The organism is Shinella granuli (genome assembly GCF_004341885.1).
Taxonomy (GTDB): Bacteria; Pseudomonadota; Alphaproteobacteria; order Rhizobiales; family Rhizobiaceae; genus Shinella; species Shinella granuli.
Genome location: NZ_SLVX01000056.1, coordinates 1 through 11,713, shown reverse-complemented (window position 1 = coordinate 11,713; position 11,713 = coordinate 1). Strand labels below are relative to the sequence as shown.

Below are 11,713 nucleotides of genomic sequence, written 5' to 3'. Positions count from 1 at the left end.
ATGGTCGGGGCGACGAGTTCGCGCGCGGCAATGGCGCACCGGATCCGCGCGAACGGCCGAAGGCGGCGGCGCCCGCGCGCGACATCTACGTCCCCTTATGCCGAGCTCGGCATAATTGTACTTATCCCGAGCCTGAGACTATGCCGAACCCGTTCCCCAAAGCCCGAGATTTCAAGTAGGTCAGGACCGGAGGCTCGGCATAGTCGCAGCAATCGATGCCTCTAGTGCCGCCACACCTTCACAGCGGATATCAGGAGGATGATCGCCAGCGCTGGCAGCAGCACCGCGTTCGGCACGATGCCGAGCAGCAGGCCGCCGACGAACGTGCCGACGATCGAACCGGCAGCCATGATCAGGAGAAAAGCCTTGTTGCGGCCAATGACAGAGAAGCTCTGATCACGGCTATAGCGGGTGAATCCGACCAGCATGGTTGGCAGGCTTACGGCAAGCGAAAGGCTGCCAGCGAGCTTGATGTCCGCTCCAAAGAGGAGGACCAGCGTCGGGATCAGTAGTTCGCCTCCCGCGACTCCCAGCAGTGACGCTACGATGCCGATGATGAAGCCTGCGACAACACCTGCGACGAGCTGGCTGACGCCAGTCAATAGCGGTTGGCCGGCTGCCGCATCGTGCCCGAACACCAGGACGATCGCGATCGCCACGAGCATGATGGCGATGACCTTATAGAGCGTTTCCGACCGCAGCTTTGTCGCCCAGCCCGCGCCGACCCAGGCGCCGATCAGGCTTCCCGCGAGAAGGTTGAGCACGATCGACCAGTTGTCGGCGATGGCGCTGAAGGGCACCGTGCCCGCCCGAAAGGGGAGCGCGGTCGCGACGACGACGAGGCTCATCGCCTTGTTGAGGATGACCGCTTCAAGAGCCGCGAAGTTGAAGAACCCGATCAGGATCGGCAGGCGGAACTCCGCGCCGCCGAGACCAATGAGCCCTCCGAGGGCGCCAATAATCGCGCCTCCGCTGAAAGCAGAGGCAGGGTGGCGGGAGAGCGATGTATTGGCGGTGTCAGTCATGGGCGATATGTATGTATAGATATCACGAGGTTGGACAGGCGGTATGGCAGGCGGAAGTGTGGAAAATTGTCGGTGGTGTCTTGCGAATGGACTGGCCGGAGGTGAGCCCGCGGCGAGCAATCGATCGCAGTACATGATGCTGAAGCCGACTTTGCCGAACCCATCCGCGATGATCATTCCCTTCCGCCATGTCGAGACGCCATTCGAGTTCAACCCGGAAGAATGGTCCGACCTTGGTGAGATGCTGGTGGAGGCGAAACGCCGGCTCGATCAATTCCAGCCCGATGGATTTACGATCGGATGGAACGTCGGGGCAACTGGTGGCCAGCACATCTTCCATGCGCATATGCATGTCGTGTGCCGATATGAACAGGATGCCAAGTCTGGCCTCGGCATCCGCGATTCCCTGAGATGACCGCAGACGCGCCACTCAGGCACAGCACTTTGTGCTGGGTGCCGCAGGTCCGCAGCAGGAGTCCGCGGCTATGGCCTTCTCGGCCAGCCAACGATCGCGCGGCTTGCAGCTCGATGGCCGTGCGGCGAGTGCCACCTCGAACCGGTCTCCAGCCAGGCGCGGCAACGACGCGCAATAGAGCGCCATCGGCCGGCTTCCGTCGCTGACCTCGAAGGTGAGCTTGGCCGCCGGATCAAGCCGGACGTGGTCGGAGACCTTGCGGATGATCGCGGAGAACTTCGCCGCCGGCATGTGGTCTCGGCCGTCTTCGTCGATATCCCAGAGCTGAATGAACATCTCCGACCAGGCTTCTGGATTGGCGCCGCAGTCGAGTGCCGAGAATGCGCCCGCTTTGACCTCGGTGACATGGTAGCCCGCCTTCACCGGCTGACCTTCGTAGAGAAACACCAGCGGCGCGTCTGGCGCGGTCGCCAGTCCATCAATGAGCTGGCCAAGCGTGATATCGGACGAAACAGCCTTGTCGGTCGCGTTCATGTGCGCTACTCCTATTGTTCAATGATTCAAGGATTATTGAAATATGGACGAACGTCAAGCCCTCACCTCATTCGCGGCCCTGTCGCAGGAAACCCGCCTCGCTATCGTCCGAACCCTTGTGGTCGCCGGACCGGATGGGTTGGCCGCCGGCCTGATCGCCGAGCGCATGGGCGTCTCGCCCTCGAATGTGTCCTTCCACCTGAAGGAGTTGGAGCGCTCTGGCCTCATCGCGCAGCGACGGGAATCCCGCTCGATCGTCTACAGCGCCAGCTACGATGCGCTGGCCGATCTCGTGAAATTCCTCATGGAGGACTGCTGCGCCGGCCACCCGATGGTCCGCGAGGGCGTGGAGCGATCCGAGGGATGCTGCAAGACGGATGCTGACCAGAGCGAGGGCGACGTCGTTGCGTAATCCGAACGTTCCCGTTGGCATCGTCGCCGCGCTCGGCCTGACCCAGATTATCGGCTACGGCACCCTCTACTATAGCTTCAGCATCCTGGCGCCCGGCATGGCGGCGGATCTTGGTATTACCGTCGCACAGGTCTTTGCCGTCTTCTCGGCCTCGCTGTTCGTTGGCGGGCTGTCAGCGCCGTACATAGGGCGGCAGATGGATCGCATTGGCGCGGCAACGGTAATGGCGATCGGCTCGGCGTTGTCCGCGCTGACCTTGATCTTGTGCGCCTGGTCGCCGTCGGTGGCAGTCTTCGCGTTGGCCATTGTCCTGTTAGAGATATCGTCCGGCATGGTCCAGTATCAGGCCGCGTTCGCGGCACTGGTGGAAGCCGATCCCCGCTCCGCATCACGGAGCATCACCTATCTCACGCTGATCGCAGGATTCGCCTCAACGATCTTCTGGCCGATTGCCACGGCGCTGCTCGGCTATCTGTCCTGGCGGGAAATCTACCTCGTCTATGCCGGGCTTAACCTTCTTGTCTGCATGCCGTTCCACCTCTGGATCGTGCGAAAGGGAAAGGTCGCAGCCGCCGGCGGAATGAGGCCGATGCGCGAGCCCGTCGTTGGGGCCATTCCTCGCGAGCGCCGCCGCGGCGCTGTCCTTGCCGTCTCGGCAGCATTCGCGCTGCTCGGCTTCACGCTTGGAGCCATGCTCGCCCATATGGTGCCGATGCTCGGTGCGCTTGGATTCGGAAGCGCCGCTGTCGTCATCGGCTCGCTGTTCGGCCCGGCGCAGGTTCTCAGCCGACTGATCAACATGATCTTCGGCACGCGGCTCGCGCCGCCCGGTCTTGCGGTTCTCTCCGCCGTCTTCATGGTGCTGAGCGTCGTCATCTTGGCGCTGTCCGGCAACTGGCTCCCCGGTGCGGTTGCCTTCTCGATTTGCCTCGGCCTTGGGTCGGGCATCAACAGCATCGCGCAGGGCAGCTTGCCGCTCTACCTGTTCGGTTCGGACGGATACGGTGCGCTCACCGGCAAGATGGCCGCCTCACGACTGGCCGCCGGCGCGGCTGCGCCGTTCGCCTTCGCAGCGACGATGGAGCAGTTCGGCATAGGCGCGTCACTCGTCTTGAGCGCCGCGCTCGGCTCGATCGGCGTTGCGGCGTTTGTCGCGGTGGCGATGGCGACGAAGCGGAGCCTCGTCGCCACACCGAGCCCGTCAATTTGACCGCAACCAACGGGCATCGTCGATGCCTGGCCGCTTCACGGCTTTTGTCGAGCAAGACTCCTTTTGTCGACCTCGGATGCTTGTTTCCGAGTCAGTCCGATATCATCAAGTTGGTGTTCGTCGAGCATCGACAGGGGTTGGGATCGTTGCGAGGCACCCATGCTTTGGGCTTCCTCGATAGGAAGTTCATCCGCATCCCGCCGCAGAACCACCATCGCCACGCCGATGATCAGCGCGGCTCCCAACCATTGCAGGGTGGTGAGGCGCTCGCCCAGGAAAAGGAACGACCCGATGACCCCGAACACCGGAATGAGGTTGAAGAAGCTGCCGGCAACGCTCGCCCGCATCGACCGGAGCGCGTACAGATAGAGCCAATAGGCAAGCGCATAGTAGAGCAGTCCCGAGAGAATGATCGTAGCGATGTCCTGGACCGGTACGGCGGCTGCGCCCGATAGATCGACCCGGGACAGTTCAAGCGGCCAGATTGCGAGCATCCAGCCGAGAGCCACGGTCTGCTGGACGGCGACCGTGAAGAGCGGATCGGCGATGAGATTGCGCGCGAGGACCGTGTAAATCGCGCAGCAAAGCACGCCCGCCAGAATCAGAGCTGTCCCCAGCTTCACGGCTGAAGACGGCTCGCTACTCCAGACGCCGCTGACCAGCAAAATCCCGCACGTCGCTAGAGCCACCAGGCCGACGAGTTGGCGATCAATTCGTTCCCTGAGAAATATCCAGGCAAGGCCGAGGATGAGAATAGGCTCGAAGGCCCAGAGCAAGGCCGTGACACTCGCACTCGTCTGGGAAAGGCCGAACATGCTGAATGTGTAGGCCCATCCGGGATTGAGAAGGCCGAGCAAGCCGATAGGCAACAGCAAACGGGTGGCTGGAATATCCGGCTTGGTGAAAGCAACCGCCAGCCAAAGTGCGATGACGCTCGGCACGAGCTGAAAAACAAGAATTGTGACAGGTGGAAACGACGAGAGGAGTGTCTTGCTGAGAATCGTACCAAGAGCCCAGCACAAACACGCCCCTACAATCGCCACACGAGGCGAAAGCGAGGACATAACTATCTCCAAAGAAGGTTCAAACGAAGGTGGTGGACCGCCGAGAGCTAGGCGTCGTCGTCACACCGATCGTATGAAGGCAGTCTTTGGGGACGCTTGCTCATATCGCCTTGGATATCCGTCGTTGTTGCATGCCCAGCGGGTCGAATTTAATCGACCCGGTTCCCTCTTATATCACGCTGCCCTGTGCTCGAACACCACGCGGCGATGGCTGCGTTGACGTTTCCCTTATCCCAGAGAGCGCATCATATAGACCGATGGCTCCCGACCACGGATCGCTACGAACAGTCTTGGTTCATTCAACACTGTCGTTGGCGACGGGACGGCCGAAGGCCGGGCTAGATCGACCTTAGCGATACCCGCTTCTCAAGCTCGGCCGCCTGTTCCTTGCGCTCACTGTAGCGGTCGGTGAGATAGGCGGAAGCATCGCGCGTGAGGAGGGTGAACTTCACCAGCTCCTCGCAGACGTCGACCACACGGTCGTAATAGGAGGAAGGCTTCATCCGACCGTCGGTGTCGAATTCCTGATAGGCCTTGGCGACCGAGGACTGGTTCGGAATGGTGATCATCCGCATCCAGCGGCCGAGGATGCGCATCTGGTTCACCGCGTTGAAGGACTGGCTCCCGCCCGAGACCTCCATCACCGCGAGCGTCTTGCCCTGCGTCGGCCGAACCGATCCGACCGAGAGCGGAATCCAGTCGATCTGGGACTTAATGATGCCGGTCATCGCGCCATGACGTTCCGGGCTCACCCAGACCTGGCCTTCCGACCATTGCGAAAGCTCGCGCAGCTCCTGCACCTTCGGATGGCTCACCGGCGCTTCGTCAGGCAGCGGCAGGCCCTTCGGGTCAAAGATACGAACCTCGCATCCAAGGCGTTCGAGCAGCCGGCGGACCTCGAAGGCGAGCAGACGACTATACGACACCTCGCGCAGCGAGCCGTACAGGATCAGGATACGGGGCTTGTGCGTCGAGAACGAAGGGCGCAGGGCATCGATGTCGGTCGTGCGAAGGTGCTGATCCTGCAAAGCGGGGAACGTGTCAGGCAATGCGCTTTCCTTCCTGGTCGAGAACCTGTTCGCCATCCTCCTTGAAGAACGGCCCCTTGAAGGTGTCGGGCAGGATGGCGAGCACGGCCTCGGACGGGCGGGCCAGCCTCGTGCCGAGCGGGGTCACGACGAAGGGACGGTTGATGAGGGTCGGCGTCGCGACCATCGCATCGAGCAACTGGTCATCGGTCAGGTCGGGGTTGTCGAGACCAAGATCTGCATAGGGCGTGCCCTTCTCGCGAATGGCTTCCCTGACCGTCAATCCAGCATCCGCAATCATCGTTGCGAGCTGATCGCGCGTTGGCGGCTCCTGCAAATACTCGACGATAACAGGCTCGATCCCGGCCGCGCGGATCAGCGCCAATGTGTTGCGGGACGTCCCGCAGGCGGGGTTATGGTAGATGGTGGCGTCCATGGTCAGTGCCTCTCGGTAACGGTGGTTCGGGAAACGGCGGGGGCAGCGTCGTACCAATCCTTCGAGCGGTTCACGATCCACACGACCGACAGCATCACTGGAACCTCGATCAGCACGCCGACGACGGTTGCGAGTGCTGCACCGGACTGGAAGCCGAACAGACTGATGGCGGCCGCGACCGCGAGTTCGAAGAAGTTGCTGGCGCCGATCAGGGCCGAGGGGCCGGCAACGCAATGCCGTTCGCCGGTCATTCGGTTCAGGAGATAGGCAAGCCCGGAGTTGAAATAGACCTGGATCAGGATCGGCACGGCGAGCAAGCCGATGACGGCGGGCTGGGCGATGATCTGCTCGCCCTGGAAGGAGAAGAGGAGAACCAGCGTCGCGAGGAGCGCCAACAGCGAGACCGGCTGGAGCTTTGCGAGCATGCCATCGAGTGCGCGCGTCGTTCCGTCTGCGGTGAGCCGCCGGCGGATGAGCTGCGCGATGATGACGGGTACGACGATATAGAGGGCGACGGAGAGAACGAGCGTGTCCCACGGCACGGTGATGGCGGAGAGGCCTAGCAGCAGGCCGACGATGGGGGCGAAGGCGACGACCATGATCGCATCGTTCAACGCGACCTGCGAGAGGGTGAACAGCGGCTCGCCGCGCGTCAGGTTGCTCCAGACGAACACCATGGCCGTGCAGGGCGCGGCGGCCAGGATGATCAGGCCCGCGATGTAGGAGTCGATCTGGTCGGCAGGCAAATAGGGTCGGAACAGCCAGCCGATGAACAGCCAGCCGAGCAGCGCCATGGAGAACGGCTTGACCGCCCAATTGATGAACAGGGTCACGCCGATGCCGCGCCAGTAAGTGCCGACCTGCGCCAGCGAGCGGAAATCGATCTTCAGCAGCATCGGGATGATCATCAGCCAGATCAGGATCGCGACAGGGATGTTCACCTTGGCGATCTCGGCCGCGCCGATGATCTGGAAGAGACCGGGCATTAAATGGCCAAGGGCCACGCCGACGATGATGCAAAGGAAGACCCAGATGGTGAGATAGCGTTCGAAGGTGGACATCAGGCGGACTTTCCTTCGGGGCTGGTCGTACCCTCCATCGCACCGATCTGGCGGAGCCTGGTCTGCAGCGCCATGCGATCGATCGAGGCAAGCGGGAGGTTGATGAAGGCCGTGATACGGTTCTTGAGGAAGCGGGCGGCCTGGGCGAAAGCACGTTGGATCTCGACGTCCGATCCGACGGCGGCTGCCGGGTCCTCGACGCCCCAATGGGCCGTCATCGGATGGCCGATCCAGACCGGGCAGGCCTCGCCGGCGGCGCTGTCGCAGACCGTGAAGATGAAATCCATCTGTGGAGCACCGGGCTCCGCGAACACATCCCAGCTCTTCGACGAGAAGCCCGTCGATGGATAGCCGAGTGCCTCCAGTTCCTTCAGGGCATGCGGGTTGACCTCGCCCTTCGGCTGGCTGCCTGCCGAGAAGGCTTTGAACTGTCCGCCGCCTTCCTTGTTGAGGATGGATTCGGCGAGAATAGAGCGAGCGGAATTGCCCGTGCAGAGGAACAGCACGTTGTAGGTCTTGTCGGTCATGGTCGTGGTCCGTGGTTAGGTCGGCGGCTTGATAAGCTTCATAATGGTCGCCGATGATGGGCAGATGGAGGAAAGCTGGCGTGTCGCCAGCACCGCAGCAGGCACGCTGTCCCGCGGCACTTCAGAAAATCCGATGCTCGCGAAGAAGGAAGCCGCGCTCGTCGTTGCGAGGAAGACGCCGCCGCCAGGGTCGAGACTCGCCACCGTCACCTCGACGACGGCTTTGCCGAGGCCGGTTCCGCGTCGATCCGGATGCAAGACGACTGAACGGAGGAGGTAATCGCCATCGCAGCGCTCGACGCCGGAGAAGCCAACGATCTGGCCATCCGCTGACAGCGCCTTGAAGAACGTCCGGCCGCTATCCTCGATGTCATCAGTAGGCAGATGGGCGTCCGTCAACGCCGCCTTGAGGTCAGCATCGCTGCCTGTGATCTGCTCCAGCCTGATGGTGCTCATGACACCTTCGCCTCCGGGCTGCAGCAGGGCGCCAATTCGGCGATCAGCGGGGCGCAAAGCTCCGTCGATCCGCCGCAGCAGTCCTTCAGCAGGAATAGCGTCAGCTCACGCAGGCCGTTGAGGTCGGCGCGATAAATGATCGATCGGCTCTGCCGCTCGCTCGTGACCAGGCCTGCCCGCGAAAGCGTCGCGAGATGCGCCGACATCGTGTTCTGCGGCACGTCGATGAGGCGGGCCAGTTCGCCGGCCGGAATGCCGTCGGGCTCGTGCCGAACGAGAAGCCGGAAGGTTTCCAGCCGCGTGGTCTGGGCCAAGGCGCCAAGCGCCGCGATTGCAGTGTTACTATCCATATATCCAGAATATCGGATATGTTGCTGATGTCAATCCGGCTGGCGATGAATTGATGCCGCGGCTTACGCCACGACATCATTCGGGACAGATGTTCAGAGCTGGTCGAGGAACGACAGCAGAGTGTCATCCGCCTTGAACCGGCGGTAAGCTGTCCCTTCGAACGGCTGTACCTTTGCGAGCGCCGCTTCCTTGATGGCAAGATGGGCATGAAGATATGGCTGGGTCGAGCGCGTAGACTCGTGTCCAAGCCACAACGATATCACCGTCGTATCGACGCCTGCGCCCAATAGTTCCATGGCGGCGCTATGTCGGAGGACGTGCGGGGAAATGCGCTTGGCTCGTAGCGAAGGGCACCGCTCCGCTGCTTTCGCCACGTACTTCGCCAAGAGATACTGCACTGCATCAGCGCTCATCCGAGCACCATGCACGGTCGGAAAGAGTACGTCGCTGTTCGTCCTTTGCGATTCCTCCATCCAATTTTTGAGCGCGCCGTTCAAAAGCTTGGTGATTGGCGTAATGCGTTCTTTCCGCCCCTTCCCGAAACATCGGATTCGACCGCCAGCGCCAAGTGTGACGGCGCTGCGGTCAAGGCCCACAAGTTCGGAGAGCCGCAACCCGGTCTGCACGGCTGTTAGCAGCAGGGCGTGATCGCGGCGGCCGATCCATGAACGACGGTCGGGAGCCGCAAGGATGGCTTCGATCTCGGTTCGGACCAGATATTGAACTTCCCGCTTCGAGCCGATCTTGCCGGGGATGGCGAGAACCCGTTGGATCTGTCCGCCATAGGTTGGCTCTTCAAATGCCAGGAAGCGGAAAAATGCCCGGATGGCGGTGAGCCTGAGATTATGGGTCGTGGGGCTGGCGCGACGCTCCAAATCGAGATCGTCAAGGAAGGCGACCACGAGGTCGGCATCGAACGCATCGAGGCGAAGGTCCGAAGGGGCAACGCCGGTCCGGCGATGCGCAAACTTCAAGAAAAGCTTGAAGGTGTCGCGATAGGAGGCGATCGTATGCGGGCTGGCGTTCCGCTGGCGCATAAGGCGCTGGGTGAAGAAGCGTTCGATCAGGCGGGGAAGAGGATTGGTCATGCAGTCGCCTCCCAGCTTGCTTCGAGCAGCAGCTTCGCGTGATTGAGCAGAGCCGGATGGGCCGACAAATACCAATAGGTATCCCGAACATGCGTGTGTCCCAGATACGTCGAAAGCTCGGGCAACCTCCGCGCGACATCTTCCCCCTGTTCATACCAGTTCAACAGGGCGCGCACCGCGAAGGTATGCCGAAGATCGTGAATCCGTGGCCCCTGCCGCGAGTCCGGCGCACGCAATCCGGCCTTCCGCGTCCAGGTGACGAAGGCATCACAGGTATTCCAATGGTTAAGGGCGCGGCCATAAACGCCTGTAAAGAAGAGCCTGCCGGCCCGCCGCGCTGGGCTGACATCACGTTCCGTCGCGTAGCGGGCGAGAACTTCCGTCGTGGTCGGGTGCAGAGGCACTATTCGGCTCTTTCCGAACTTGGTCTGCCGGATCGTCAAAACGCCGGCATTGAGATCCACATCGTCTCGCTCAAGCAGGAAGGCCTCCGAAAAACGCAGACCGGATGATGCGATCAAACCGAAGAAGCAGTGGAGGGTTCGACCTCGCAAGCTCTTCGGATACAAGACGAGCATCGTCGCGAGAAGGTCGGAAATCTGGTCGTCCGAATAGATATAGGGACGCGGTCGACGCTGAGGCGGGAAAATCCCGGATGGTGGAACTTCCGTCCTTGGCTCGACCACCGCGACGTGGCGCGCAAAGGAACGGATCGTTGACAGGCGCGAAGACCAGCTTGCCGGGCCGCATTGATGACCTGCCCATTCCACCGCAAGCTTCGATGTAATGTATGGTTCGCCGCACACCCGAGCATATTCGACAAAGTTGCGAAGGCGCCTCTCCTGGGTCGTCAAATGGTATCCGAGAGAGCGTCGCAAGGACAGGTATTGTTCAAGGGCGTTCTTCAGATCTGTCATAGCAGTGTCCCCATCCAAGGCCGCGACAGGGAACGAAGCCCCTCCATATCTACCTTTGCGTAAATCCGCGTCGTGTCGGGTTCTTTGTGGCGAAGCACTTGGCCGACTTCCGTCAGGCTGGCTCCTGATCGTATCGCGATGGTCGCGAATGTGTGCCTGAACACATGCGCATAGCGTGATCGCAATCCCGAAATCCCAGCGCGCTTCAGCGCCCGCCCAGCGATAAGGGATACCGTCGAGGCGGACCGGAAAGGGGTATTTGGCGTCTCAACCCTATGAAAGATGGTTCGGCTGCCCGACGACGGGCGTCCGCGCAGAATGTAGTCGGAGATCGCCTCTCCAACATCCTGCGGGAGGGGCATGGATGCGATCCTCCCGCCCTTTCCCTTCACGCGGAGCAACCCCGCTCGCCAATCAATATCGTCCAGCGTGAGTAATGCCGCCTCGCCGGCGCGGAGTCCAAGACGAGCAAGCAATAACAGGATTGCATAATCCCGACGGCCGGCAACGGTCGATCGATCACACGTCATCAAGACGTGCTGCAGCTGATCGGGTGTCATGAATGTCGGCAGCGTTCTCAGGCGGAGGTCCCTCACGCCAGGAATGGCAGAGGCGAGATCTTCCTCTATAAGTCCAACCGTTTGCAGAAACCGAAGTAGGCCGCGCAACCGCGAGCACATTATGTTCGCCGTCGCACTACTATAGCCATCGAAACGATCGGCAAGGTACTTGCGAACGTCATTGTGCGTGATTTGAGAAATGCCAGCGTGCTTCTCCCAGGTTGATTCTAGGAACTGGCGGCCGAACCAGATATGCGATGCGATCGATCGCATCGCATAGCCCCTGCGGCGCAGGCTTCCCGCATATGAGGCTAACGTGTCGCCGATTGGATCATCCGGCACGGGAGGCCGAGATAGAACGCCAGCATTCAGCAAGTCATTCTGCAAGCGTCGGAGGGCACGACGCTCGCCGTTCCGCAGCGTGCCTGCAGCAGCACTCTCGTCGACGAACTTATCGATATCGTGATAGTCGAGGCGCTGCGGATCGCTTTCGCCACCGTCGTTCTTCCAGACGAGAAATGCGCTGATCACCCTTAGGGCGTGTGGACGAATTTGAGCAAGCATAGGCCGGCGGCGAAGCTGACGATCGAGCGGAAATTCCGTGCGGTCTTTTCGCATCGCAAAGCGAC

Annotated in this window: 15 protein-coding genes; 3 read left to right on the top strand and 12 right to left on the bottom strand. The window is 61.4% G+C overall.

Annotation, left to right across the window (positions count from 1 at the left end):
- Positions 1 to 221 precede the first annotated feature (221 nt).
- Positions 222 to 1,025 carry a sulfite exporter TauE/SafE family protein gene (locus tag EV665_RS31285; RefSeq protein ID WP_133037167.1) on the bottom strand — a complete coding sequence of 268 codons (804 nt, stop codon included), beginning with the start codon at positions 1,023 to 1,025 and terminating at the stop codon, positions 222 to 224.
- Between the two features lie 133 nt (positions 1,026 to 1,158).
- Here EV665_RS31285 and EV665_RS31280 point away from each other — a divergent pair, with 133 nt between their 5' ends.
- Positions 1,159 to 1,440, top strand: a complete 282-nt coding sequence (locus EV665_RS31280) for an HIT family protein (protein ID WP_162853232.1) — start codon at positions 1,159 to 1,161, stop codon at positions 1,438 to 1,440.
- A gap of 15 nt (positions 1,441 to 1,455) precedes the next feature.
- Here the strand turns inward: EV665_RS31280 and EV665_RS31275 are convergent, their stop codons facing one another.
- Positions 1,456 to 1,974, bottom strand: a complete 519-nt coding sequence (locus EV665_RS31275) for a DUF6428 family protein (protein WP_133037165.1) — start codon at positions 1,972 to 1,974, stop codon at positions 1,456 to 1,458.
- A gap of 43 nt (positions 1,975 to 2,017) precedes the next feature.
- On the opposite strand from EV665_RS31275, the gene EV665_RS31270 reads away from it, so the two are divergent.
- Both EV665_RS31270 and arsK read left to right on the top strand, forming a co-directional pair.
- Positions 2,018 to 2,386 carry an ArsR/SmtB family transcription factor gene (locus EV665_RS31270; protein WP_133037164.1) on the top strand — a complete coding sequence of 123 codons (369 nt, stop codon included), beginning with the start codon at positions 2,018 to 2,020 and terminating at the stop codon, positions 2,384 to 2,386.
- Positions 2,352 to 3,596, top strand: a complete 1,245-nt coding sequence (gene arsK / locus EV665_RS31265; protein WP_133037163.1) for an arsenite efflux MFS transporter ArsK — start codon at positions 2,352 to 2,354, stop codon at positions 3,594 to 3,596. Before EV665_RS31270 ends, arsK begins: the two co-directional genes overlap by 35 nt.
- 35 nt (positions 3,597 to 3,631) lie before the next feature.
- Here arsK and EV665_RS31260 read toward each other — a convergent pair whose 3' ends face one another.
- The 10 genes from EV665_RS31260 to EV665_RS31215 form a co-directional block, all read right to left on the bottom strand.
- Positions 3,632 to 4,660, bottom strand: coding sequence for a DMT family transporter (locus EV665_RS31260; protein WP_133037162.1), 1,029 nt, complete (start codon positions 4,658 to 4,660; stop codon positions 3,632 to 3,634).
- 338 nt (positions 4,661 to 4,998) lie between these two features.
- A complete protein-coding gene (gene arsH, locus EV665_RS31255; protein WP_162853231.1) occupies positions 4,999 to 5,745 on the bottom strand; it encodes an arsenical resistance protein ArsH in 747 nt (248 codons plus the stop codon).
- Entirely contained in the window at positions 5,702 to 6,124 is a 423-nt protein-coding gene (arsC, locus tag EV665_RS31250; RefSeq protein ID WP_133037161.1) for an arsenate reductase (glutaredoxin), read from the bottom strand. The genes arsH and arsC overlap by 44 nt, the downstream gene beginning before the upstream one ends.
- 2 nt (positions 6,125 to 6,126) lie before the next feature.
- On the bottom strand, positions 6,127 to 7,185 hold the full coding sequence (gene arsB, locus EV665_RS31245) for an ACR3 family arsenite efflux transporter (RefSeq protein ID WP_133037160.1): 1,059 nt from the start codon (positions 7,183 to 7,185) through the stop codon (positions 6,127 to 6,129).
- The gene (locus tag EV665_RS31240) at positions 7,185 to 7,712 is read right to left on the bottom strand and encodes an arsenate reductase ArsC (RefSeq protein WP_133037159.1); all 528 of its coding nucleotides are present in this window, start codon (positions 7,710 to 7,712) and stop codon (positions 7,185 to 7,187) included. Before EV665_RS31240 ends, arsB begins: the two co-directional genes overlap by 1 nt.
- Before the next feature lie 15 nt (positions 7,713 to 7,727).
- Entirely contained in the window at positions 7,728 to 8,168 is a 441-nt protein-coding gene (arsN2, locus tag EV665_RS31235; RefSeq protein WP_133037158.1) for an arsenic resistance N-acetyltransferase ArsN2, read from the bottom strand.
- A complete protein-coding gene (locus tag EV665_RS31230) occupies positions 8,165 to 8,518 on the bottom strand; it encodes an ArsR/SmtB family transcription factor (protein WP_133037157.1) in 354 nt (117 codons plus the stop codon). The genes arsN2 and EV665_RS31230 overlap by 4 nt, the downstream gene beginning before the upstream one ends.
- 93 nt (positions 8,519 to 8,611) lie before the next feature.
- A complete protein-coding gene (locus EV665_RS31225; protein WP_133037156.1) occupies positions 8,612 to 9,607 on the bottom strand; it encodes a tyrosine-type recombinase/integrase in 996 nt (331 codons plus the stop codon).
- Positions 9,604 to 10,524 (bottom strand): tyrosine-type recombinase/integrase, encoded by a 921-nt coding sequence (locus EV665_RS31220; RefSeq protein WP_133037155.1) that lies wholly within the window; start codon positions 10,522 to 10,524, stop codon positions 9,604 to 9,606. The genes EV665_RS31225 and EV665_RS31220 overlap by 4 nt, the downstream gene beginning before the upstream one ends.
- Positions 10,521 to 11,713: tyrosine-type recombinase/integrase (locus tag EV665_RS31215; RefSeq protein WP_133037154.1), on the bottom strand; the 1,193-nt coding region annotated here is incomplete at its 5' end. The genes EV665_RS31220 and EV665_RS31215, both read right to left, overlap by 4 nt.